General features: G+C 68.9%; 25 protein-coding genes. 5 read left to right on the top strand and 20 right to left on the bottom strand.

Annotation, left to right across the window (positions count from 1 at the left end; all coding sequences use genetic code 11):
* Positions 1-479 precede the first annotated feature (479 nt).
* Complete coding sequence (locus AB0E69_RS40760) at positions 480-1025, bottom strand: AAA family ATPase (protein WP_360159674.1); 546 nt, start codon at positions 1023-1025, stop codon at positions 480-482.
* A 51-nt stretch (positions 1026-1076) separates the two neighbouring features.
* Here AB0E69_RS40760 and AB0E69_RS40755 point away from each other — a divergent pair, with 51 nt between their 5' ends.
* The gene (locus AB0E69_RS40755; RefSeq protein WP_360159672.1) at positions 1077-1709 is read left to right on the top strand and encodes a hypothetical protein; all 633 of its coding nucleotides are present in this window, start codon (positions 1077-1079) and stop codon (positions 1707-1709) included.
* A 17-nt stretch (positions 1710-1726) separates the two neighbouring features.
* Positions 1727-2434 (top strand): hypothetical protein, encoded by a 708-nt coding sequence (locus AB0E69_RS40750; protein WP_360159670.1) that lies wholly within the window; start codon positions 1727-1729, stop codon positions 2432-2434.
* Here the strand turns inward: AB0E69_RS40750 and AB0E69_RS40745 are convergent, their stop codons facing one another.
* Entirely contained in the window at positions 2435-3262 is an 828-nt protein-coding gene (locus tag AB0E69_RS40745; protein ID WP_360159668.1) for a uracil-DNA glycosylase, read from the bottom strand.
* A 293-nt stretch (positions 3263-3555) separates the two neighbouring features.
* Positions 3556-4977 (bottom strand): MFS transporter, encoded by a 1422-nt coding sequence (locus tag AB0E69_RS40740; RefSeq protein WP_360159666.1) that lies wholly within the window; start codon positions 4975-4977, stop codon positions 3556-3558.
* A 149-nt stretch (positions 4978-5126) separates the two neighbouring features.
* On the opposite strand from AB0E69_RS40740, the gene AB0E69_RS40735 reads away from it, so the two are divergent.
* On the top strand, positions 5127-5699 hold the full coding sequence (locus tag AB0E69_RS40735; protein WP_360159664.1) for a helix-turn-helix domain-containing protein: 573 nt from the start codon (positions 5127-5129) through the stop codon (positions 5697-5699).
* A gap of 9 nt (positions 5700-5708) precedes the next feature.
* On the opposite strand, the gene AB0E69_RS40730 is transcribed toward AB0E69_RS40735, so the two are convergent.
* From AB0E69_RS40730 to AB0E69_RS40690, 9 genes are read right to left on the bottom strand one after another with little or no spacing between them, the layout of a single operon-like run.
* Positions 5709-6110: a type II toxin-antitoxin system VapC family toxin gene (locus AB0E69_RS40730; protein WP_360159662.1), complete on the bottom strand. Its 402-nt coding sequence runs from the start codon at positions 6108-6110 to the stop codon at positions 5709-5711.
* Positions 6107-6403, bottom strand: coding sequence for a type II toxin-antitoxin system prevent-host-death family antitoxin (locus tag AB0E69_RS40725; protein WP_360159660.1), 297 nt, complete (start codon positions 6401-6403; stop codon positions 6107-6109). Before AB0E69_RS40725 ends, AB0E69_RS40730 begins: the two co-directional genes overlap by 4 nt.
* A 23-nt stretch (positions 6404-6426) precedes the next feature.
* Complete coding sequence (locus tag AB0E69_RS40720) at positions 6427-6963, bottom strand: hypothetical protein (RefSeq protein ID WP_360159678.1); 537 nt, start codon at positions 6961-6963, stop codon at positions 6427-6429.
* Positions 6906-7283: a hypothetical protein gene (locus AB0E69_RS40715; protein WP_360159658.1), complete on the bottom strand. Its 378-nt coding sequence runs from the start codon at positions 7281-7283 to the stop codon at positions 6906-6908. The genes AB0E69_RS40720 and AB0E69_RS40715 overlap by 58 nt, the downstream gene beginning before the upstream one ends.
* A complete protein-coding gene (locus AB0E69_RS40710; RefSeq protein ID WP_360159656.1) occupies positions 7280-7810 on the bottom strand; it encodes a DUF501 domain-containing protein in 531 nt (176 codons plus the stop codon). Before AB0E69_RS40710 ends, AB0E69_RS40715 begins: the two co-directional genes overlap by 4 nt.
* Positions 7807-8412 carry a septum formation initiator family protein gene (locus tag AB0E69_RS40705; protein ID WP_360159654.1) on the bottom strand — a complete coding sequence of 202 codons (606 nt, stop codon included), beginning with the start codon at positions 8410-8412 and terminating at the stop codon, positions 7807-7809. The genes AB0E69_RS40710 and AB0E69_RS40705 overlap by 4 nt, the downstream gene beginning before the upstream one ends.
* 16 nt (positions 8413-8428) lie before the next feature.
* Positions 8429-9709 carry a phosphopyruvate hydratase gene (gene eno, locus AB0E69_RS40700; RefSeq protein WP_360159652.1) on the bottom strand — a complete coding sequence of 427 codons (1281 nt, stop codon included), beginning with the start codon at positions 9707-9709 and terminating at the stop codon, positions 8429-8431.
* Positions 9710-9769: 60 nt separating this feature from the next.
* A complete protein-coding gene (locus tag AB0E69_RS40695) occupies positions 9770-10294 on the bottom strand; it encodes a tRNA 2'-phosphotransferase (RefSeq protein WP_360159650.1) in 525 nt (174 codons plus the stop codon).
* Complete coding sequence (locus tag AB0E69_RS40690) at positions 10291-11133, bottom strand: LysR family transcriptional regulator (RefSeq protein WP_360159648.1); 843 nt, start codon at positions 11131-11133, stop codon at positions 10291-10293. Before AB0E69_RS40690 ends, AB0E69_RS40695 begins: the two co-directional genes overlap by 4 nt.
* Positions 11134-11203: 70 nt before the next feature.
* On the opposite strand from AB0E69_RS40690, the gene AB0E69_RS40685 reads away from it, so the two are divergent.
* The gene (locus tag AB0E69_RS40685) at positions 11204-11719 is read left to right on the top strand and encodes a hypothetical protein (protein WP_360159646.1); all 516 of its coding nucleotides are present in this window, start codon (positions 11204-11206) and stop codon (positions 11717-11719) included.
* Between the two features lie 21 nt (positions 11720-11740).
* On the opposite strand, the gene AB0E69_RS40680 is transcribed toward AB0E69_RS40685, so the two are convergent.
* Together AB0E69_RS40680 and AB0E69_RS40675 are read right to left on the bottom strand one after the other, a co-directional pair.
* A complete protein-coding gene (locus AB0E69_RS40680; protein WP_360159644.1) occupies positions 11741-12580 on the bottom strand; it encodes a phosphotransferase in 840 nt (279 codons plus the stop codon).
* A gap of 43 nt (positions 12581-12623) precedes the next feature.
* The gene (locus AB0E69_RS40675; protein WP_360159642.1) at positions 12624-15464 is read right to left on the bottom strand and encodes an AAA family ATPase; all 2841 of its coding nucleotides are present in this window, start codon (positions 15462-15464) and stop codon (positions 12624-12626) included.
* 193 nt (positions 15465-15657) lie between these two features.
* Between AB0E69_RS40675 and AB0E69_RS40670 the strand changes: the two genes are divergently transcribed.
* Positions 15658-16404, top strand: coding sequence for a hypothetical protein (locus AB0E69_RS40670; RefSeq protein WP_360159640.1), 747 nt, complete (start codon positions 15658-15660; stop codon positions 16402-16404).
* Here AB0E69_RS40670 and AB0E69_RS40665 read toward each other — a convergent pair.
* The 6 genes from AB0E69_RS40665 to AB0E69_RS40640 form a co-directional block, all read right to left on the bottom strand.
* Entirely contained in the window at positions 16393-17418 is a 1026-nt protein-coding gene (locus AB0E69_RS40665; RefSeq protein ID WP_360159638.1) for a MazG family protein, read from the bottom strand. The genes AB0E69_RS40670 and AB0E69_RS40665 overlap by 12 nt on opposite strands.
* A gap of 4 nt (positions 17419-17422) precedes the next feature.
* Positions 17423-18046, bottom strand: a complete 624-nt coding sequence (locus AB0E69_RS40660) for a hypothetical protein (RefSeq protein WP_360159636.1) — start codon at positions 18044-18046, stop codon at positions 17423-17425.
* Positions 18047-18074: 28 nt separating this feature from the next.
* A complete protein-coding gene (gene mfd, locus AB0E69_RS40655; RefSeq protein ID WP_360159634.1) occupies positions 18075-21704 on the bottom strand; it encodes a transcription-repair coupling factor in 3630 nt (1209 codons plus the stop codon).
* Complete coding sequence (gene pth / locus AB0E69_RS40650; RefSeq protein ID WP_360159632.1) at positions 21701-22276, bottom strand: aminoacyl-tRNA hydrolase; 576 nt, start codon at positions 22274-22276, stop codon at positions 21701-21703. Before pth ends, mfd begins: the two co-directional genes overlap by 4 nt.
* 45 nt (positions 22277-22321) lie before the next feature.
* Entirely contained in the window at positions 22322-22969 is a 648-nt protein-coding gene (locus tag AB0E69_RS40645; protein WP_360159630.1) for a 50S ribosomal protein L25/general stress protein Ctc, read from the bottom strand.
* A gap of 222 nt (positions 22970-23191) precedes the next feature.
* Entirely contained in the window at positions 23192-23953 is a 762-nt protein-coding gene (locus AB0E69_RS40640) for a DUF1932 domain-containing protein (RefSeq protein WP_360159628.1), read from the bottom strand.
* Between the last annotated feature and the right edge of the window lie 8 nt (positions 23954-23961).

Raw genomic sequence — 23961 nt, 5'->3', positions numbered from 1 at the left:
CAGCCTTGAACTGCGCACTGAACCGACGACGCTTCTCAGCCATGAACAAATCCTCTCAAGCAAGAGCACCTGTCCAACAACCTTGGTACACCCCACGTGTGCGGGCTGGCGCCCGGGTTGCTCGCTTTCGCTCGCGTTCGTGCGCTACGCGGCCGCTACGTTCGTCGCTTCGCTCCTCACCGCTGCCGCTTCGCGCACTCCATCTGTTGCCCGGCTCGGCTCGTACCCGGCATCCTGGCACCGGCGAACTGCTTGCCAGTGACTACAAAGCCTGCCGTAGCGGGCCGCGACCTGATCAGCCTCAGCTGCTGTGGCCGGCGGCTGACCTGACCAACGCTTGAGCCGTGTCCTCTTCGGGCGTCCAGACCGGGATTGGGCCTTCAGGTTTCATTGGATCGCCCTGCCGGGATCGGCACCACGGTTGCAGTTCCGGTTGCAGTTCAACCGCCTTCAGTCGCTCCCGCCCGGTCACGTCGTACCTAGGGCTTCAGATAGATGTCGACTTCGGGGAGGACCTCCGCGAGGGGGCGGTGCATGTCGAGTTGGAGGTAGTTGGTAGCGGGGCGTTGGATGCGGGTTAGCCAGTCGCGGAAGAGGGTTTCGCCGTCAACCGGTTCGGATGCGGCGTCGGCGGGTGGGATGTTGATGCGGGGGCGGTGGGTTCGTAGGCGGGGGCGGGTGGCTAGGCGTTGGTCCAGGAGGGTCAGGTCTTGGATCTGGCATTCGATGTATTTGTAGGTCGCGTTGTGGGAGCGCGCGATTTCCATGCCTGTGGTGAGGATTCTGGGCCAGGCGCAGGGGCTGTCCATGATGACCGAGTGGCCTTGGGTGAGGGTGTGGCGGGCCGTGGCGTACATGACTTCGTAGGCGGCCTTGGCGCTCGCCGGTAGGTCGAAGTCCGCATCCAGGATTGCGGTTTTGATGACGTCGTAGTCGATGGCCACCGCGCCGTACGTTTCGACGACGTACGCCGCGACGGTGGACTTGCCGGAGCCGGGGACGCCGGACATCTGCAGCAGGAACATCGAACCTCCTGGTAGGCGAGTCAGCCTAGCAACGCGAGCTACCTTCAACAGATGGATGGTTGGGAGGGTTTGCGACGGGATGTACGGCGTCTGCTGGAGGAGTCGCCGGAAGCGTTGATGAGCTTTCCTGATCCGGAGAGTGAGCGGCGGGAGCGGCGGATCCGGATCGAGTTGGCTCCCTGGGCGACGGAGATCGCGGCGGCGCTGGATGCGAGGTACGAGACGTTCGTGGAGCTGCGGGTGGGAGCAATGACGTTCCCGGAGCGGCAGTTGTTCGTGCGGGCATACGTACCGCGGCCAGCGTATGGACTCGATGGGATCGAGGTAGAGCTGCTGGGGCCGTTGGCGGTTCGGAGTGGGTGGTCTGCGCAGGCGGACGTGCTGGTGACGAATCGGGGTGATGACGAGCAAGTGCTGCTCAGCAACGGCGCCCTGGGGTCTCTGCTGGTCGACAGCTCCGCTGCTGTGGTCGGTCGGTTTGTCGGTCCGCAGCCCTTGGTTCGTGTGGGGCACCCGGTTGAGGCTCACGGAAGTCGTCCGGTGCCAGTTTTGATCGGTACGGCCTCGTTGGTTCCTGAGCTCGGGTACGCCGTTCCGCCGGGCCAGTGGGGGCTGCTCGTCGGCCTTGGGACGGAGAACGGCAGTAGATGGTCGGCACCGCTGGAGATCACCGTCACGGCGTAGCTGCCAGGATGGGCCGTATGACGGACTGGCGGTCGCTGCGAGATGCTTACGGCTCGGCCGAGCCCGTCGGAGGGCTCCTCGAGCGTGCCGGCACGGGAGATCGCGATGTCTGGGACGAGCTGTGGTCGCGGCTTTGTCATCAGGGCACGGTTTACAGCGCGAGCTACGCCGCTCTCCCCCGGCTGACGGAGCTGGCCGCGCACAGGGATCCAAGAGAATTCGTCGAGCCCCTCTTCCTGGCTACGTGCATCATCGGATCGACCGACGGCCCGGCGCCGGCAGACGTGCGGAGCCGGTACGCCGAGACCATCCGCCAGCTGCACGAACTGGCCCAGGGGTTCGTGCCGTTTGCCGGCGACGACACTGACTTCGTGTACCGGGTGCAGGCCGTGCTGGCGACCGAAGGGGATTCGGTGTGGGGGACGCGGTTGGATGCTCTGGCGGATCAGGAACTGGAGCTCGCGTGTCCCGGCTGTGGTGAGCAGCTCCTCGTCGGGCTCGAAACGATGCCAACGCTCGTCAGGCAGTTCGACGACGCAGCTGTGGGGGCGACGACGTTGACGCCGGCTGACCCGGACCAGCTCAGTGGTGGCGAGGCGCGTGCGTACGAGCTTGCGATCGGCAACGGGCGACCGCAGGTTGCTCGGCGGTTGCTGGAGCTCTTCGGTCGTTTCGAGTGTCCGGCGTGCCAGTTCAGCGGGCGGACCGCGACAGCGCTCAGCTGATTACAGGCCGGCGATTGTCTTGGCGCGGTGGAGGACTGCGTCGAGCATGTCCTCGGTGAGTTTGCCGGTGAAGGTGTTCTGCTGGCTGGGGTGGTAGGAGCCCAGGACAACTACTTCGCCGTACGGGGTCTGGATCTGGTGTTCTACGGCGTGGCCGAACTTGGGGCGGGGGCGCGGGACCTCGGCACCTAGAGCAGCAAGGGCAACCAGGAGGGCGTCGTAGCCGTACTTGCCCAGGCAGACGATGGCGCGAGTCGTTGGGAGCGCCAACGCCAGTTCGTGGTTGTACCAAGGGGCGCAGGTGTCGCGCTCCGCAGGCGTCGGCTTGTTGGCGGGTGGGGCGCAACGGACCGCGGCGATCATGCGGGTGGCGGTGAGGTGGAGGCCGTCGCCGGCGTGTTCGCTGGTGGGTTGGTTGGCGAGGCCGACGCGGTACAGGCTGGCGAAGAGCCAGTCGCCGGAGCGGTCGCCGGTGAAGACCCGGCCGGTGCGGTTGCCGCCGTTGGCCGCGGGGGCCAGGCCGGCGATCAGGATGCGCGGGTCGGGCGCACCCCAGCCGGGGATCGGCCGGCCCCAGTACGGCTGGTCGGCGAAGGACTTTCGCTTGCTGGCGGCAACATCCTCACGCCACTCCACCAGGCGTGGGCAGGCCCGGCAGACAGATACCCGCGCCTCGAGTTCGCCGAGATCGGCCGCAGCCAACCGGCGTACGTCGTCCGCGTCGTGAGCGATCGGGGTTCGCCGTACGGCGGGATCCTCCGGCCAACCGGTCCCGGGTGGAACCGGGCTCTCGAACAGTTGCCCGGTGAGGGGATGTGGCAGCTTCATTCACTCAGACTAGAAGCATGAGTGTCGTGGGCGTGGGATCGGCGACAACCAAGCATCGCCGGTGCTGGCCGAGGCGCTCGGGAGTACTGCGATGGTCGTGTTCCGAGAGTCAACGCGGCCCACGCGAGACATCCCGCGTGGGCCGGGCATCTTCAGGCTCTCCGTCAGGCGGGTGTGGTCCTCATCGAGTGGGAGCTCCGCGAGCCGCGCGCCTCGGACGGCCGGGACCTGCCTTGCCGCAGATCCTCAGCGCCGTCGACCAAGGATTGGCTCCCCTGGCGGGACGGTGACGCTCAGGCTTCGGACATCTCCAGGACCGGGGCAACAGGCCGGGTACGGCGACGCGCACCGGGGATCACCAGCGCGACCAGGACGGCCGCCGCTGCGAAGGCGGAGAGCAGGAGGAACGTGTCGGTGAAGCCGGATTCGGCCGGTAGACCGCTTGGCTGGAGGTGGCCGGTGATGATCGTGCTGGCCAGCGCCGTACCGATCGAGCCGCCGATTGTCCGGATGTTGGCGTTCATGCCGGTGGCAGCACCCGTCTGCTCGCGCGGGACGTTCTGGACGATCAGGGCGACCATCGACGCATACGCCAGACCGAGGCCGACGCCGAACAGCGCAGTCGACACCGCCAGCTGCCACGGCTCGTCGTGGAAGGCTGCGAAGAACAGCGCCGCGACCAGCGTCGTCGCCGAGCCCGAGATCACCTGCGCCTTTGCGCTGAAGTGCGGCGTCAGCGGACCGCTCAGCGAGCCGCCCACCGCCATGGTGACGAGCATCGGCAGCATCAACAGCCCCGCCTGCGTCACGCTGGCCCCGAAGCCGAACCCCGCGATGCGAGGGATCTGGATGAACTGCGGCACGAACGCATACACGGCGAACATCGCGGCGCCGAACAGCAGCGCGACCAGGTTCGTCGTCCACACCGCCGGGATCCGCATCATCCGCATGTCGATCAGCGGGTTCCGCGAGCGCAGCTCGACCCGGATCCAGCCGGCCAGCAGTACGGCGGCCAGCACGAACAGGCCGATCGTCCGGACCGAGGTCCAGCCCCACATCCGGCCGCTGCTGACCGGCAGCAGCAGCGCGATCAACCAGCCGGACAGGAACGCGGCCGCGACCCAGTCGATCCGGCCGGGGACACGGACCGGGGACTCCGGGACGTACCGGCGTACCAGCACCAGGGAGGCCGCGACAACCGCGGCCGGGATCCAGAACAGCCAGCGCCAGCCGAGCCAGGTCACGATCGGACCGGCGAGCACGATACCCAGCCCGCCGCCGGCCGCGATGATCGACGACATCACGCCGACCACCGACGGCAGCCGCTCGGCCGGGAACTCGTCGCGCAGGATGCCGAACGACAGCGGGAACACCGCGCCGCCGACGCCCTGCAGGACCCGGGCGAGGATGAGTACCTCGACGTTCGGGGCGAGAGCCGCGAGCAGACAGCCGACTGCGAGCGCGCCGAGGCCGATGAACAGCGTGCGCTCCTTGCCGACCATGTCACCAATCCGGCCGAGCAGTGGGGTCGCCACCGAGACCGAGAGCAGGAGCGCGGTGAACACCCAGGTGACCGTGCTCGCGGTGGTGTGCAGGTCGTGCTGGATGACGGGCAGCGCCGGGCTGACCAGCGACTGCAACATGGAGAACGAGGCGACGACCACGGCGAGGACCGCCAGCGTCGATCGTGGGTTTCCAGACCTGATTTCAGGCATGCGAAGTCCTTCAGAGGGGTATGAGCGGGCCGCGCTATCGCGGCGCAAGATTTCCCCGGCCTGATAAAGTCGAGGTATGCCTCCACTATAGCGGAGGGGTGCCTCCGGTATCAAGGTCGCCGGTATCGAGTTCGTTAGGGTGGTGGAACATGAGCGAGCAGAGCAGGCCGGTGCTGCACGTCGACGTACGGCGGCCGCAGCGGGCGGACGCACGACGGAACTTCGACGCCCTGCTCGCGGCGGCCCGGGAGGCGTTCGCGACCAAGGGCGTCGAGGCGTCGCTGGAGGAGATCGCGCGGCAGGCCGGGGTCGGCATCGGCACGCTGTACCGGAACTTCCCGACTCGTCAGGACCTGCTCAACGCCGTCTACTTCGGCGAGATCGAAGAGCTGTGCATTGCGGCGGAGAAGGCCCAGGACCTGCCGCCGTGGGAGGCACTGAACAGCTGGCTGCAGGCCTTCGTCGGGTACGCCGCGACCAAGCGCGCGATCTGGGAGTCCCTGAACCGCGAGACGGAAAGCTTCAAGACGGCCCGCGCGGCCATGTACGCCGCCGGCACCCCGCTCTTCGAACGCGCACAGGCGGCAGGTGAGGCGCGCACAGACATCTCCTTCGACGACCTGCTCCGCATGGTCAGCGGCCTGACCGCCGCCGGCTTCACCGACCAGGCCCAACGCAACCGAGTCCTCAACATAGCCCTGGACGGCGTCCGCGCCCGCTGAGTGTGGTGGTCAGCCGCGTGGACTGACGATCTCGAATCCCGCGTCCTTGCCCGCGACAGCCAGTCGATCGTCGTAGGTGACCAGCGCCGTCAGGTCCGCACCAAGCACCCGCGCCGTCGCCAGATGAATGGCATCCAGCGAGCGCAGCATCCGATCCGGCTCATTCATCGCCGCATCCACGATGTCGTCATCGATGCTGATGAAGTCGAACGCGAGCAAGAGATCTCGGGCATCGGGCAACAAACTCGGGAACACCCGCATGACTGCCCGCATCACTTGGATCCGCAAGAGCGCCGAACTCACCCAGGTCGCTCCCGTGGACTCGTCGTAGAACTGGGCGAATGCCTTCGAGTAGCTTTCTTCGACGAGCAGCTTCAGAGCCGCCGAGGTGTCGACGTAGTACAGGCTCACCAGGCTTCCTCGTCGCGCAGAGCGGCCAGCGCATCACCCAGTCGGTCTGTGCCGTCACCCGCACGCGTCCGTGGTCGATAGCCAGGCCGAACGGCCGCCCGGACCCGCCCTTCCGCCGCAAGACGATCCAGCACCGGCGTCGACTCGCGCTCCTCGACAGGCACGATGCGGGCCACGAGACGGCCGTACTCGGTCACGTCGATCGTCTCTCCGTGCCGCACCCGAGCCAGCACCTCACTCGTCTTGTGGCGCAGCTCGCGCAGCCCCACCGCATGTTCGTTGGAGATGGCCACCCGCTAAATGTATCACAAATTTGTTAGCACAATCCTAACGCTATTCCGTCGAGGATGTCGTGTTCGGAGACGGTCAGGGTTTGGACGGGGAGGCGGGTGACTAGGCGTTGGAGGATTTGGGCGCCGGCGCCGATGACGTCTACTCGGCCGGGGTGGATGGAGTGGACGGCCTCGCGGTCGGCTTTGGTTGAGGTGGTGAGCCAGTGCGTGGTCTCGCGGAGTTGCTCGGCGGTCAGGCGGGCGTGGTGGACGGCGGTGCGGTCGTACTCCGGGAGGTTGAGCGCTACCGCGGCGACGGTGGTGGCGGTGCCGGCTACCGCGATCAGGGCTTGGGCCTCGGCGAGCGGTACTGCGGTTTTGTCGAGGAGCTCGTCGATGTCGTGGGTGATGGCGGCCAGCTCGGCGGGGGTCGTCGGGTCGGAGGTGACGTGGCGTTCGGTGAGGCGGACCGAGCCGATGTCGAGGGACTGCGCGGCGAGGATGCCGTCCGCGGTGCCGAGGATCAGTTCGGTGGAGCCGCCGCCGATGTCGGCGACGAGGTACGGCGACGGTAGGTCCAGGGACGTGGTGGCGCCGCGGAAGCTGAGCTCGGCCTCTTCCTCGCCGGAGATGATCTCGGGGTTACTCCGAGTCGCTCTTGGATGCCCGTGAAGAACTCGTCGCGGTTGCTGACGTCCCGGGCGGCGGAGGTGGCGACGAAGCGGAGCCTGCTGATGTCCTTGGCCTCGATGACAGCAGCAAACTGTTCAGCTGCTGCGAAAACCCGGGCGAGGGCTTCGGGGGCGAAGGCGCCGGTCGAGTCGACGCCTTGGCCGAGGCGCACGATCGTCATCCGCCGATCGACCTCGACGAGCTGACCGTCCACCACGTCGGCAATCAACAGCCGAATCGAATTCGTCCCACAGTCAACCGCAGCAACCCGCTCAGACACACGGTCCCCGGCGGCCCCCAGTCGTCCAAGGCGGCCAGTGCTTCGTCGCCCAGGGGGTTTACGCCGGGGCCGACTGCTAATGAGTGGCCGACCAGGACGTGGAGGCATTTGACCCGCGTCGGCATGCCGCCGGCGGTGATGCCGGCTATTTCCTCGACGTGTTCGATCGACTCGCGGTGGGCCAGGTAGGACTCGTGAGCGGCCCGGTAGCGAGCCGACAGCTCTTCATCCGACGCCAACCGGTCGGTCATTTCCTTCATCATGCCCTCGGCCTCGAGCGTGCCGATCGCGGACGCTAGCCGCGGACACGTGACGTAGTACGTCGTCGGGAACGGCGTACCGTCCGGGAGTCGTGGTTCGGTCTCGACCACGTCGGGCAGGCCGCAGGAGCAGCGGTGCGCGATCGACCGGATCCCGCGAGCCGTCCGGCCCAACTGCTTGCTGACGGCTTCCTGGTCGGCGGGGCTGACACTCACCGGCTCAGCTTAGACGGCGTGATGATCGGCTTCGGCGTGGGCTTCGCCTGCGTCGGCCGAGCCGCCGGCGCGGGCGGTTTGCCGGCGCCCTCCACGCTCCCCCACAGCTTCGTGTACCAGGTCGGCTTCTGCGGGGCCGCCGTACCGTCCGACGGCGCCGACGGCTCCGGCGGCGCACCCACCGGCTTCCCGTCCGCGCCGATCACGCGGTACCCGACCTCGCCCGGCATCACCCAGCCGAGCCGCTGCCGCGCCTGCGCCTTCACGTACGCGTCATCGCCCCAGCGGGCGATCTCGTCGTTCAGCTCGTTGACCCGCTTGTCCCGGTCGCGGATCTCCTGCTGCAGCGAGGTGATCTGCTGGTGCTGGTCGAACCACACCCGCAGGCTCTGCGCGTACGACACGATCAGCGCACCGAGCACGAGCAGCACCACAGCCGCCCGGCCGGTGAGGTTGCGGGAGCCCCGGGTCCGGACCGGGCCGGCCGGGGTCCCCGTCGTACGGCGTTTGGGCTGGTCGCCCCGCCGGGCCGGTGGACGCGACTGGGTCCGGCTCGACGGACGCGAGCCGGGTCGTGCACCGGATTCCCGACGGGACGGCATGCGCAAACCCCTTGGTTCAGCCCTGGTACCGGGGGAAGGCCGAGCGACCGGCGTACGTCGCCGCGTCGTCGAGCTCCTCCTCGATCCGGAGCAGCTGGTTGTACTTGGCGGTGCGGTCGGACCGGGCCGGGGCGCCGGACTTGATCTGGCCGCAGTTCGTCGCGACCGCGAGGTCGGCGATCGTGGTGTCCTCGGTCTCGCCGGAGCGGTGGCTCATCATGCAGGTGAAGCCGTTGCGGTGGGCCAGGTCGACCGCGTCCAGGGTCTCGGTCAGCGAGCCGATCTGGTTCACCTTGACCAGCAGGCTGTTCGCCGACTTCTCGGTGATGCCGCGCTGCAGCCGCTCGACGTTGGTGACGAACAGGTCGTCACCGACCAGCTGGGTCTTGCCGCCGAGCTCGGCGGTGATGGCCTTCCAGCCGTCCCAGTCCTCCTCGTTCAGCGGGTCCTCGATCGAGACGATCGGGTACGACGCGACCAGCTCGGCGTAGTAGGCGATCATCTCGTCCGCGGACTTCTTGCCGCCCTCGAACGCGTACACACCGTCGGTGTGGAACTCGCTGGCCGCCACGTCCATCGCCAGCGCGATGTCCTTGCCGACCTCGAGGCCGGCCTTGCCGATCGCGGTGACGATCAGGTCCAGCGCGTCCCGGTTGCTCGGCAGGTTCGGCGCGAAGCCGCCCTCGTCGCCGAGGCCGGTGGACAGGCCGCGCTCCTTCAGGACCGCCTTCAGCGCGTGGTACACGGTCGCGCCCTGCATCAGGGCCTCGGCGTACGTCGGGGCGCCGATGGGGGCGATCATGAACTCCTGGACGTCGACGTTGCTGTCCGCGTGCGCGCCGCCGTTCAGGATGTTCATCATCGGCACCGGCAGGACGTGCGCGTTCGCGCCGCCGACGTAGCGGAACAACGGCAGGCCGGAGCTCTCCGCGGCGGCCCGGGCCACCGCGAGGCTGACGCCGAGGATGGCGTTCGCGCCGAGCTTGGCCTTGTTCGGGGTGCCGTCGAGGTCCAGCATGGCCTGGTCGATCAGCCGCTGCTCGTGGACGTCGTACCCGACGATCTCCTTGTCGATGTCCTCGAGGATCGCGTTGACGGCCTTCAGGACACCCTTGCCGCCGTACCGGTCCTTGTCGCCGTCGCGGAGCTCGACGGCCTCGAACTGGCCGGTGGATGCGCCGGACGGCACGGCCGCCCGGGCGACGGTGTCGTCGTCGAGCAGAACCTCGACCTCGACAGTGGGGTTGCCGCGCGAGTCCAGGATCTCGCGGGCGCCGACGGCGTCGATGGTGGCCACATTGACTCCCAAGTTCTCGATGACGAATCGGTCCTGAGCCTAGCCTCCAGACCAGCGCGCTCAGTGGACCGCGTCGACCTTAACGATCGCATCGACCGGTACCTCGCGCGTCAACAACACCCCGTTGGGCGCTCGAAAGACGGCGAGATTGCCGGAATCCACGCCCAGCAAGACTTCTACGCGCGTTCTTCTTCCCAGGTGACTGTCCTTGGAGGGCGCCAGGTGCACATGCGTTCGACGTCCAGCATGCAGACCTTCGCGCTCGATCGCCGGTAGTGCGGCCCTGTTGGTCCCGTGCCACAGCAGGTGCTGCGGATAGACCCGTTCCCAACTGTTCTCCAAGGCTTCACGCGTGACCGGCATACCTTGCAGCGAGTGCCCCTGGCAGGCACGGATCCGCTCACCGTCCGCCTGCAACCGCTGTTTGTCGTTGTCACGGACAGCTTGCTCGAGCCGGTCCTCCGTCAGGTCCAGCAGCTTGATCACGTCGCTGATGCTCGCCCAGCCGTCCGCACTCATCGTGAGGCCGCGCTCACCTGCTGTGTGCCTGAGCAGGCGGGAGATCGCGCGGCTGTCGCGGCTCACGTCAGCGCCTTGGTCAGCTCGAGCACTCGATCGTCAGGGTCCTTCCGGGTGATGACGTAGTACCGCACCGGCGGGAGGTCCTTGACCGGGATCTTCCGGACCGAGGCGGTGGTCCGGACCGATCCGTTGACGATGGCCGGTCCTACCCCTAGACGGACGAAGTGGACCAGCAGTTCCCACCCTTCCGCCTCGACGGCGACGGACCACCGCAGACCCTGATCGAGCATGCTCCGCTCCAGCTGTTGCCGGTGCGGACGATCCTTGGGCGGTACGACGAGCGCCTCGTCCTGGAGGTCCTTCAAACGCACGGTACGGCGGTTCGCGAGCCGGTGGTCGCTCCGGACGATCAACGTCTGCGGGTACTGCGCCAGCAGTTCGTACTCCAGGTCCGCCGGCGGGACCGCGAAGGCGCTCACCCCGACATCGACCGACCCGTCCCGGACGGAACTCGCGGTCGCGTCCGCGTCCCCGGTCACCAGCCGCAGCTCGCGTCCGCGCGCCAGGAACTTCTTCAGCGAATCCCCCAGCAGATACAGGAAGGCGCCTGACCCGGCCATCAGCACCAGCGGTCGCGGCGGTACCGCACCCAGCGTCCGCAGGAAGTCGGCAGCCCGATCCCGGCTGTCGTTGGCAAAGGCAGCCAACCGCTCCCCCACGTCAGTCAGCTCCAACTGCCGCCCACGCTTCACGTACAGCTTCGCCCCGAGCCGCCCCTCCAGCTTGCGAACCCGGGTATGCAACGCCGGCTGACTCACGTGCAGCTCGGCGGCAGCGCGGGTGAAGTTGCGGTGCCGCGCGAACACCGCGAACGCCTGCAAGTCCTCAGCCACGAGATCCATCACCAGAAACTATAGCTCGAATGTCGATAAATAGTTCTGTCGAATAACTGTGGGGACTCACGCTGGAACCATGAACAGATTGGGAATCGACATCGGACGGGTGATCATCGACGGATCATCCAGGCCCGGTGACACGTCGTTCTTCTGCGGAGACACCACGACCATGCTCAGGACACCCGCCGTACCAGGTGCTTTCGAGGCGATCACGCGGTTGGTGCCGCTGTTCGAGAGTGCCTGGTTGGTGTCGAAGTGCGGACCGCGGATCCAGCAGCGCTCGCTGGAGTGGTTGCACCATCACAGGTTCTTCGAGCAGACCGGCATACCGCCCGGCAACGTGCGGTTCTGCCTGCGTCGTCCTGAGAAAGCGGTGCACTGTGCGGAGCTCGGTATTACGCACTTCATCGACGACAAGCCGGACGTCATCGCGGCGATCAAGTCGGTCGTCCCCTACCGGTACCTGTTCAGAGACTGGGTAACCACAGAGGCAGCGGTGGTGCGGGGGGGTGTTAGCACCAGGTGGCGGAGGGTAGGGCTGCCAGGGCGATCAGGGCGATCAGTTTCCTCATCGGCTTCTCCCCAGGGCTGAGGCGGTACTGATTTCGTCAGGCTACAACTCGAAGGAGCGACGGGCGTCGGCCAGACCTTTGTGGTTGTCGGCGGCAGACGTGATGCCGGTGCGAATGTCTTCGGCGCAGCGCCAGGCGAAGTAGGCGGCCTGGACGGCGTACCGGATCTGGAGGAAGGCGGCCAGGCCCCGGTTCAGCTCGCTGGCGAGGTCCGGGCGTACGGCGAGGTACGACGGGACGAGGTGCTCCCCGTTGTACATGACGGCCGACGCGACGTCGTACAGGATCGGGCCGCGCATGGCGCTCCCCCAGTCGATGAGGCTGATGCGTCCATCGGGACCGCGGCGGAACGCTTCGGCGGCGGGATCGCCATGAAGCCACGCCCACGAGAGCAAGCCCACAGACCGGACGCCGGCCTTCGCCCCCTCCACTGCAGGCCGGATCCACGGCTCGTAGTCCAGGTGCTCGTCGAGCGGGAGAAGCAGCCGCAGCCAGTCGTCGAGGTCGCTGCTCTCAAGACCCACAGCCAGGTGCACCCGCCCGAGCAGCTCACCGATCGCCGCCTGATCCGCGGCACTCTTCCCCAACTCCACGCCCTCGACGTACTCGAGCACGGCCACCTGCCGCCCATCCACCCGCTCCACGAGCCGACCGCTCCTGCTCGGCCGCGGGCGCCCCGTCACGACCCCGGCGTCATCCGCCCGCCGCGCCACCTCGAGCCCCGGCTCGAAGGCACCGTCGTCCGCCCCCACCACCTTGACCACGAACCGCCAGTCCGCCGAAACCGCTAGATACGCCGCCGCGTTCATCCCACCGGTCAGGGTTTCCACTCGGACAGGTTCCAGGCCCCACTGCTCGCGCAGCACCTCAGCAGCGTCCATCACCACAGCCTGCCAGCCCGACGGCACCTTCCGCCGCTGGTTTTCAGCCGTTGGGAATGACGCCGCTGCGGTGCGCCACCGCGGTCGCCTCGGTGCGTGTGGTGACGCCGAGCTTGCGGAAGATCCGGCCCACGTGCGTCGCCACGGTGTTGGTCGACACGAACAGTTCCCGAGCGATGTCGGCGTTCGACAGGCCGCGGACGAGCGTCCGCAGAACGACCAGCTCGCGCTCTGTCAGGCCGAAGGCGGCCGCATCCGGTCGTGCCACGGCGGCCACCAGACCCGCGCGCTGCGCAAGGTCGTCGATCGCGGCGAGCAACGGCACCGCCGCCATCTCGGTGGCGAGCTCGCGTGCTGCGTCAAGGCGGCGCCGGGCGCCAGGTCGGTTGTTGCTACGGACCGCGGTCGCCGCGCCTCCGAGCAGCGCAAGGGCCAACTCGTACTGTTCGTGAATCGCCCGCCAGGCGTCGACAGCCGCGTCCCACGCGGCAAGAGTTCCGAGAGCGAAGGCGTCCCCGGTGCGCAACGCCGCGGCGACGACCGGCCAGTGGCCGGCGTCGGGGAGCGCGGTCCGCAGCACCTCCGAGCGCGCCGGCACCCGCCGCCGCCGGCCGGTAGGGGTACGTTCGAGCCGGAGCGCCGCAAGGTACAGCCGTGTCATGACCGCGGCATCGGCGGCAGGCCACTCGGGCATGACCGCCAGCGCATCAGCCAGCAGCTGGTCGGCCAGTGGTACGTCGTTGTTGCCTAGGGCCACCTCCAGATGGACCGGCAGACGCGCGAGCCCGACCTCGCTGGCCACGCCCGCCGGCGGCACCGCCATCTGCGCGAGCTGCTCGGCAGCCTCGGCGTACCGGCCGCGCCGGACGGCGACGAGCGCGACCTCCAGCCGCAGCGCGGCGTCATACCACGGCGGCGGCCCGTCCGCGAGCGCGTTGTGCACCAGCTCCAGAGCGTCGTCCCATCGGCCGAGCGAGATCAGCGCCTCCGCGCGGATCTGCGCCAGCATGGACCCTCGGGCTCGCATCCGCCCCCAGCGCTCCGCCTGTCGTGCGGCCTCGGCGACCAGCCGCACCGCTTCCTCAGGCCGGCCGGCGTCAGTGAGCGCCCGCCCTTCCCACTGCAGCGAGGTCAGATACGTGTGCTGGTCCCCGCACGCCTCCGCGGCCCGCCGTGCGTCCAGCAGCAGCTTCCGCACCGCCTCGGACTCCCCACGGGTGTGCAGCTCGATGCCGCCGCCAACCAACCGGGCATCGGCAAGAGCCTGTTCGTCGCCGACCCGCTCCGCCAGGTCGAGTGCCTGTCGCGCCCACTCCGCCATCTCCGGCCCGGGCCGGCCGACCAGCTCGGTGAAGGCCAGAGCGGAGAGCAGCCGGCTCCGAAGTACGTCGTCGCTGCCTTCGGGCACGAGCCGCACCCCGCGTGCCAGGTCGTCGCTTCCGGTGCCATCGATCCGGCACCGCAGCAGACCCCGCAGCCGAAGGAGCCCGGCGATGCGCAGCGGCTCGGCCTCCGGGTCCATGGCCGCCAGCGCAGCGGTCGCGTGCTCCACACCGGTAGCCGAGCGACCGGTGGCATACGAGACCGCAGCCGCCAGCTCCTGCACGGCGGCGTAGCTCTTCCCGATCAGCTCAGCGGCCTCGGCGACCTCGGACCACAGCTGGAGAACACGGTCGAGCATGTTCAACTGCTCGTCGTACGCGAACTGGCGCTCGGCCGTCGCGGCGGCCCGCCAGGCAGCGACCAGCGCCTTGGCCGGCTGCCCAGCTACCGTCCAGTGCTCGGCCAGGGCCGCCGGCGACCCCGGCCGCGCCTCGATCGCCTCGGCGAACCGCGTGTGCAGGCGACCTCGTTCGCCGGGCAGGAGGGCTCCGTACACCGCCTCCCGGATCAGGTCGTGCCGGATTCGGTACGCCGTACCGAGCACCGCTACCTGGTTCCGCTCGACCAACTCGCGGACGGCGTCGTCGACGGGACCGGCGGACACCTCGGCGAGTACGTCGTCCGGGACCTCGCCGCCTGCCACCGCGATCGTCGCCAGAACGCTGCGTGCCGCCGGGGAGAGGTCGGCGACGCGGTCCAGCAGCAGGGCGGTCAGCCCGTCGGAGGACGCCGTACCCGATGCGTAGAGGGCCTCCACGAATAGTGGGTTCCCGCTACTGCGGCGGTGGATCTCGCTGCCCGCCACGGCGTGCGGAGGGCGGCCGTCGAGCGCAGCGAGCAACTCGTTGACGTCTTGGCGGCCAAGGGGAGCCAGCTCGAGCAGCGTCACTTCGGGGCGTCGACCGAGCTCGGAAAGCAACTGCCGGGTGGGGTGACCCGAAGGCAGTTCACCGGTCCGCAGGGTGGCGACCAGGAGGACGGGGATGGCGCTGAGGTTGCGGACCAGGTAGACGAGCAGCTCGCGACTGGAGGCGTCGGCCCAGTGCAGGTCCTCCACCACAAGCACGAGCGGGCGTTCGGCCGCCACCTTCGAGAACAGGCTCAGGACCTCGCCGAACAAGCGGACGTGACCGGCCGGTCCCTCCGGCAGCGAAAGCTCGGGGAGCCAACCGGCGAGTGCACTGCCCGTGGACGGGAGTGCCGCGGTGAGGCGGTCCGGTCCCCACTCGCGCAGGAGGTTGCGCAGGATCGCGAGGAACGGCACCCAGGGCGTACCGTCCGCACCGAGCTCGAGGCAACCGCCTGTCAGCACCATCGGCGCGGGACCGGAGCCGGCGAAGTCGCCGATCGCGGTCGAGACCAGCCGCGACTTGCCGATCCCGGCCTCGCCCGAAACCAGGACGGTGACCGGATTGCCGGCGCGCGCCCGTTCGTAGGCGCCCTGCAGCACGGCGAGTTCCGATCTGCGGTTGACCAGAACTGGACTGACAACGGCCCCCATGCGGACATCTTCGCACCCGCGGGGTCGCCCACAGGACCTCACCTGGTGTCAGTGGACTGGACCATTACTACGGTAGCGTTCAGCAAACGTTTGACCCCGCTTGGTGAGGACCATGACGACGTCTGCCCAATCGTTTCGCCGCCATGCCCGAAAACTCGCATACATCTCGTTCCGGCATGCCCAGGGGAACCAAGTGAGCCAACTCCACTTCGTCCAGGCGTACCTCCGCCACCTGCACGCCGACGGCGTCCGGTACGACGGCACCGCACGCACCGAGCTCGCAGCGGCCGCTCGTGCCGCGCGGCTGCCGACCGCACACCTGGCGATTCCGGACACCGCGCTGATCGAGGCTCAGTTCGCGTTCTGGTGGGAGCTTGTGTGCGACGTCGCGGCGGCGGTGTCCGCGCGAGACCACCGGTTGCTCCCGGACGACGCCGTACTGCGCCGCCGCATCTCCGACGTCGGTGGCCGGCCGGAGATGTCCAGCTTCCGCGACGAGGAGATGGACGAGCTTATCGCTGTCCTCGCCACGTACCGCTCGACGGCTGCCGACGAACTCACGCCCCACGACGTCACCGCGCACCGGTTCGTGCCGCAGCTGCTCCGGGTCGAGCTCGGCTTCCAGGGCTCCGGCCCCCGCTACCCGCGCCGTCCACGGCCCGAAGGCAGCGACCCGCACGAGTCGCTGCTCCGGTCCCACTGCCGCCATGCCCAAGCTCGCGCCGGCGCCGGGACGGCCGACATTGTCGACCGGATCTATCTGGAGGTCAGTCGCACACTGGATGCTGCTGGCAACGAGGTGTACCAGCGGCTGATCGACGCGTACAACGCGAACCATCCGGGCGCCGAGGTCACCTCGCTGCACATCGGCGCGGACGCGCACGCCGACCCGAACCTGCACACCGGCTCCGCCCTGAGCCCGGTGGTGTCAGCCGGCTGACTCGGCGGCGCGGATCTGATCGAACAGTTCTCCGACGGCGACACGCAGGGCCTGCTCGGCGTCCACTCCGGCGGTGCGGGCCTCGCGGACGAGGTCGAGCAGGCGGTGGCCGATGTCGTCGCCGGTGGGGAGGTCGGGTGGGAGCACCTTGGCGGCGCGGCCTAGGACTTTGTCGGCGAGGGCCAGCGCTGGGAGAGCCAGAGGGATGCCCTCCAGGACGGAAGAGCGTTGTTTTTCGGCGGCCTTGATGGTCTCCCAGTTGGCCTCGACCGCGGCTGCGTCGGCCGCGTCGACTGTGCCGAAGACGTGCGGGTGCCGCCGGATCAGTTTCTCGACGATCCCGCCGGCGACGTCGTCGATCGTGAAGCCGTCGTCGGAGTCCTCGGCGATCCGCGAGTGGAAGTAGACCTGGAGGAGGAGGTCGCCGAGCTCCTCGCGCAGGTGCGAGACGTCGCCGGAGTCGATGGCTTCGAGGGTCTCGTACGTCTCCTCGAGCAGGTACTTCGCGAGGCTCTCGTGCGTCTGCTCCTGGTCCCACGGGCAGTTCCGCCGGAGGCGGTCCATCACGCGGACCAGGTCGATCAGCCGCGCCCCGGGTACGTCGTACGACCCGTGCAGGATCTCCACGCCGTACGGCGCCTCCGGCTGGCGCGTCAGCTGGTCGGCGACCACTCGAAGCAGCCCGGGCTCGCCGTCATCTCCAACGAGCCAGACCACCTGGCGGCCGTCGGCGGCAGCCGCCGACAACCAGGTCCAGTGCTCAGTGATGTCGCCGTCCACCTGCGTGACCGGGAGGCCCGACCCGACCACAGCTTGCACATCCGCCCGCAGCCGCTCCGCGACAGAACCACCTGGGCTGGCAGCACCGATCTCGTCCGCGGCTTCGAGCGCCTGCCAGGCGGCGCGGGTGAGCAGGCCGGGCGCCACCCGAGGGCTGGTCAGCAAGACCCTGATCCCACCTCGCGTCGCACTGGACCCGGCGGCACCGGGGGCGGCCGCCGGCTGCTCGGACATCAGGTCAGCCCTGACCCTGGCCCTGGTTCTGGGCGTTCTGGGCGGCTTCGCGCTTGGACTTGGTCTGCGGGGACTCGTCGGAGAGCGATCCGGAGATGCTCGCGTCGAGGGCGCCGTCGTTCCACTGGCCGAAGCGCGGGGAGATGTCGACCTTGATGTCCTTTGCGGCTTCCTTCAGCGCCGCCGCGCCCTGCGGCTGCTTCGACTGCAGGTTCGGGTCGTCGATCCCGGTGCCGCCGCCGAGCTTGATCGTGGTGATCACGGTCGCGGACAGCTGGTTCAGGAAGTCCCGCGCCACCGGGTCCGCAATGAGCTTCTGGTACGCCTGCTCGCTCGGCGCGACCTTGGTCGCGGCCGCCGCGATCTCCGCGTCGCTGACCGAGATCGACTTCTCCTGCCGGACCTGCGCCGCGATCGCGTTCCCGACCAGCTCGTTCAGCGCGGACTGGGACGGGTAGTTCTGGCCGAGCGCCGCCGAGACCGCCCGCGAAGTCTTGTCGACGTCGCCGACGCTGATCTCGGTCTTGCCGACCACGGCCGCCGCGCCCGGGTGCGTCCCCGCCGCGCAACCGCTGGCCAGCAGGGCGACCGCCGCCACCGCACCGAGAGCCCGAAGCCGTGTGCTCACCGAATCTCCTTGTATCTCTTTGTCAGGTTCACGCCGGCACCACGATAGGTTCCGCGATCACGTCGTCGATCAACCGGGTGCACCACTGCAGCAGCTCCTGGTCGCGGAGCGGCTGCCCGCCGACCGGCCTGGTGGCAGGTCTCGGCACCAGAATGGTATGCAGCTGCGGCTTGACCAGACTCTTGGGGTACAGCCTGTTCAGCCGGAGCACCTTCGAGTCCGGCAGCTCGACCGGTCCGAAACGGATCAGGTTGCCCTGCAGGGTGACGTCGTGCAGCCCCGCCCGCCGGGCGTGGTTGCGGAACTTCGCCACCTCGATCAGGTTCAGTACGGCCTGCGGGATCTCGCCGTACCGGTCGTGCAACTCCTCGACCAGCTCCGCGATGCCGTCCTCGTCCCGTACGGCGGCCAGCCGCTGGTACATCTCCAGCCGCAGCCGCTGCGACGGGATGTAGTCGTGCGGCAGGTGCGCGTCGATCGGCAGCTCGATCTTGACCTCGGGCTCCTCGGCCTGGGTGTCGCCGCGGTACTCCGCGACCGCCTCGCCGACGAGCCGGACGTACAGGTCGAAGCCGACGTCCGCGATGTGCCCGGACTGCTCACCCCCGAGCAGGTTGCCCGCGCCGCGGATCTCCAGATCCTTCATCGCGACCGCCATCCCGCCGCCGAGATCGGCGTGCTGCGCGATCGTGGCCAGCCGGTCGTGCGCGGTCTCCGTCAGCGGCTTCTCGGGCGGGAAGAAGAAGTACGCGTACGCCCGCTCCCGGCCACGCCCCACCCGACCACGCAGCTGGTGCAGCTGGGACAGGCCGAGCAGGTCGGACCGCTCGACGATCATCGTGTTCGCGTTCGAGATGTCGATTCCGGACTCGACGATCGTCGTACACACGATCACGTCGGACTGCTTCTCCCAGAAGCCCTGGATGACCTGCTCGAGGGTGTGCTCGTTCATCTGGCCGTGCGCGACCGACACCCGCGCCTCGGGCACCAGCTGCCGGATCCGGGCCGCGGCCTTCTCGATCGTGTTGACCCGGTTGTGCACGACGAAGACCTGGCCCTCGCGGAGCAGCTCGCGCCGGATCGCGGCGGTCACCTGGTGCTCGTCGTACGCACCGACGAAGGTCAGCACCGGGTGCCGCTCCTCCGGCGGGGTCGCGATCGTCGACATCTCCCGGATGCCGGTGATCGACATCTCCAGCGTCCGCGGGATCGGCGTCGCGGACATGGTCAGTACGTCGACCGCGGTCCGCAGCCGCTTCAGCTGCTCCTTGTGCTCGACACCGAACCGCTGCTCCTCGTCGACCACGACCAGGCCGAGGTCCTTGAACGCGACCTCGCCGCTGAACAGCCGGTGCGTCCCGATCACCACGTCGATGGATCCGTCGGCCAGACCGTCGATCGTGGCCTTGGCCTCCTTGTCGGTCTGGAACCGCGACAGCGGCGCCACGTTGACCGGGAAGGCGGCGTACCGCTCGGCGAAGGTCGCGTAGTGCTGCTGCACGAGCAGCGTCGTCGGCACGAGTACGGCGACCTGCTTGCCGTCCTGCACCGCCTTGAACGCGGCCCGGACCGCGATCTCGGTCTTGCCGTAGCCGACGTCGCCGCAGACGATCCGGTCCATCGGCATGACGCGTTCCATGTCGTGCTTGACGTCGTCGATGGTGGCCAACTGGTCCGGCGTCTCCACGAACGGGAACGCGTCCTCGAGCTCGCGCTGCCACGGGGTGTCCTTGGAGAACGCGTGCCCCTTGGTCGCCTGGCGGGCGGCGTACAGCTTGATCAGCTCGCCGGCGATCTGCCGGACCGCCTTGCGGGCGCGGCCCTTGCGCTTGGCCCAGTCGCCGCCGCCCATCTTGTCCAGGGTCGGCTGCTCGCCACCGACGTACCGCGTGACCTGGTCGAGCTGGTCGGTCGGCACGTACAGCCGGTCGCCCGGTTGACCGCGCTTGCTCGGCGCGAACTCGATCACGACGTACTCGCGGGTGGCCTTCTGCGTGCCGGACCCGACCGTCCGCTGCATCATCTCGACGTACCGCCCGACGCCGTGCTGCTCGTGCACGACGTAGTCACCAGGCTGCAGCTCGAGCGGGTCGATCGTCTTCTTCCGCCGCGACGGCATCCGTTGCTGGGAACGGCGTTCGGCCGCCGAGCGCTGCCCGGACAGGTCGTTCTCGGTGAGCACGGCAAACTTGATGCCCTCAGCAACGAACCCGTGCTCGAGCTGGCCCTGGGAGATGAGCACGACGCCGGGCTCGGGGATCTCCTCGATACCCTCGACCGCGCGCGCCGGCAGCTCCGCGTCGGAGAACACCTCGGCGAGTCGTTGCGCCGGGCCATGACCTTCGGTGACGCAGACGACCCGCCAGCCGTCGCGCAGCCAGACCCGCAGGTCCTCGATCGCCCCCGCCGTCTCACCGCGGTACGGGTCGACCTCACGGACCGCGAGGATCCGGCTGGTGACCGCGCCGGCCTCGGTGTCGATGTCGAACGCGACCCGCTCGCCCATCGAGTCCCGCAGCTCCGGCGAGTCGGTGGGCGCCGCCGCGAACGGCGACAGGCTCCACCACGCGAGCCCGTTGGCCAGCGCCTGCGCCCGGACGTCTCCCAGCGACATGTACGCCGCCGCGCCGAGGTCGATCGGGGCCTCGCCGCCACCGGCGGCCGCGGCCCACGACGCCTCCAGGAACTCCTGGCTGGTCGCGACCAGGTCGTGCGCCCGGGCCCGGACCCGCTCGGGATCGCTGACCACGACGTGCGTCCCGGCCGGCATCAGCTCGACCAGCAGCTCCATGTTGTCGACGAGCACCGGCGCCAGCGATTCCATGCCCTCGACGGCGTGCCCCTCGGCCAGCTTCTCGAAGAGTTCGGCCAGCTCGGGGTGTTCCTTCGCCAGTACGGCGGCGCGCGAGCGGACCTCGTCCGTCAGCAGCAGCTCACGGCAGGGCGGCGCCCACAGGCCGTGCTCGGCGATGTCCAGCGACCGCTGGTCGGCGACCGCGAAGTACCGGATCTCTTCGATGTCGTCGCCGAAGAAGTCGACCCGCAGCGGGTGCTCCTCGGTCGGCGGGAAGACGTCGATGATGCCGCCCCGGACCGCGAACTCGCCGCGTCGCTCGACCAGGTCGACCCGGTGGTACGCCGCTCCCGCCAGCCGCTCGACGACGTCCTCGAGCTCGGCCGAGTCGCCGACGTGGAGCTGAACCGGCTTGAGGTCGGCCAGTCCGGCGACCTGCGGCTGCAGCACGGACCGGACCGGCGCGACCAGGATCTTGATCGGACCGGTCGTCTCGTCGGACGGATCCGGGTGCACGAGGCGTCGCAGTACGGCGAGACGTCGCCCGACGGTGTCGGACCGCGGCGAGAGGCGCTCGTGCGGGAGCGTCTCCCAGGCCGGGTAGTAGGCGACCGTGCTGGGCTCGTCGACCAGGCACTGCAGCGCCTCGGTCAGCTCCTCGGCTTCGCGGAAGGTCGCGGTGACCGCGAGCACGGGCCGGTCGGCGCCGTTCTGCGCGGCGGCGATCGCGGCGAGCAGAACCGGGCGCACGGGCATCGGCGCGCTCAGGTCGAGGGTCGTGACGCTGTCACCGCGCGCGTCACGGACGGCCTCGGCCACCACCGGATCGGTGATCAGGGTGTCGACCAGACCGCTCAGCTTCACGAGTTGTACCGCCCTTGGGTAGCGTCCAGGCCGTCGGTGAGGAGGAACTCGACCGCGTCGGCCGTCCGGTCCACCGCGAAGGGAAGATCCTTGCGTTCGGTCGAGGAGAACTCGTTCAGGACGAAGTCGGCGGGTGCCTGCCGGCCCGGCGGACGACCCACACCGAACCGAACTCGATAGTACTCACCGGTGCCAAGCGACTTCCGCAGCGATTTGAGCCCGTTGTGGCCGTTGTCGCCGCCGCCGAACTTGCAGCGCAGGACGCCGAAGTCGATGTCCAGCTCGTCGTGCACGACGACCAGGTTGGCCGGCTCGAGCTTGAAGAACTTCAGCAGCCCGGAGACCGGGCCGCCGGACTCGTTCATGTACGCCCGGGGCTTGGCCAGGACCGTGCGGAGCCCGCTGATCCGGGTCTCGATCACCTCGGCCTTGACCTGCTTGCTCTGCTTCCACTTCCCGCCGGTCCGGGCGGCCAGCTCGTCGGCCACCAGGTGGCCGATGTTGTGCCGGGTGCGGGCATAGGAAGGGCCGGGATTCCCCAGTCCGACGACCAACCACACGTCGTCCGCCACGGATCCCGGCCCTCCTGAAAGTGTCTGTGCGCTGTCGGCGGCAGACTACTCGGCAGCGGCGGCCACCGGCTGCTCGGCCGGGGTCTCCGGCTCGTCGCGCTCGATGCCGGCCTCGGCCTCGGCCTCCGCGAGCTCGCCCTCGAGCTGCTCGGCGGTCTGCTGGGCGGTGACGTTCACGATCAGGGTGTCCGGCTCGATCGCCAGCGTGGTGCCGACCGGGAGCTTGATGTCCGACGCGTGGATCTGCGCACCGACCTCGAGGCCCTCGACGGAGACGGTGACGCCGTCCGGGATGTGGGTCGCCTCGGCCTCGACCAGGATCGACGCGTTCTCCAGCACCACCAGGGTGTCGGACACGGCCTCGCCCTCGAGGTGCACCGCGATGTCGACCTGAACCTTCTCGCCACGGCGGACGATGACCAGGTCGACGTGCTCGATGAAGCCCTTCAGCGGGTCGCGCTGGACCTGCTTCGGCAGCGCGAGGTGGGACTCGCCGCCCTCGACCTCGATCATCAGCAGGGCGTTGGCGGTCTTCAGGGCCAGCATGGTGTCGTGACCGGGCAGCGTGATGTGCACGGGGTCACTGCCGTGGCCGTAAAGGACGGCGGGAACCTTGTTTTCCCGGCGGATTCGGCGGGCAGCACCCTTGCCGAACTCCGTACGCGACTCGGCTTGGATCTTGACCTCGGCCACGAGACTAACTCCTCAAAAGCGTTGCGGTGATCTGTTGACTGTGGTGGAACTAGGCTGCGGCCTCAGCGGGCGCCTGCTGACCCCGGAGAAGGCGTCAGGCAACGAACCACCGCGTCGATCACGGAGCCGCGCCCAACAGTTCTCGGGGGGCGTCCCTCGCCGAGGCAACCAAAACAGTCTACCCACCACCCCGCCCAGACGGGAAATCCGGTTCTCCGGGGGTCAGGTGAGTTTGGTCCAGACCTGGCGGAGGGCGCGGGCGGCGTCGCCTTCCAGGCCGGCGGCGTCGAGGGTGGCGGCGATTTCGTCGAACTCCGGACCCCAGCGCCAGGCGACGCTCCGGAGGTGGTCCGGGAGGTCGGGGTCCCGGAGGGAGCTGGCGTCGCCGCGGATCTGCTGAGCGGTCAGGGCATCCGTCACGCCGTGCTTCTCAGCCAGCTGGAACGCGAGCACCGCCAGGGCGGCCTTGCCCTTGTTGTAGAGCGCGTACGACGACTTCGCAGCGCTCGCCGCACCGGGTTCGGCGCCGACGACCATCGTTGTCACCGCCGTACCGGCCCACAAGGCGGCGGCCTGGTCGGCGGCCTTGCCGGACAGGACGAGGTGGGTCGGGCTCGAGCCGCCGGTGGGTGGTGGGCCGATGACGCCCGCGTCGACGAAGGTCGCGCCAGGCAGGGCGGACTCGGCCTCGCGGAGCGACAGCGGGGAGAGCGGATTCGCCTCGACATACAGCCCGGCGAATCCGGCGGCGCCAACCTGCTTGGCGATGTCGACGGCGCCCTGCGGAGCGCAGGAGCACAGCACGGCTTCCGCAGTACGGACGGCTTCGGCGAACGGCGTACCGATCAGGCCTGCGTCGTTGGCGCGCTCAACCGACGCCTCGCTGCGGCCCTCAGGCACCCAGTGCACCTCGTGACCGACAGCAACCAACTGCTTGGCAAGCTTCGAACCCATCGCACCGGGGTGAAAGACGGCGATTCGCATGGACCCAA

Origin of the sequence: Kribbella sp. NPDC026611 (assembly GCF_040638345.1) — a bacterium.
GTDB lineage: Bacteria > Actinomycetota > Actinomycetes > Propionibacteriales > Kribbellaceae > Kribbella.
The sequence above is the reverse complement of the archived record's forward strand: the minus strand, read 5'-3'. Positions and strand labels throughout refer to the sequence as shown.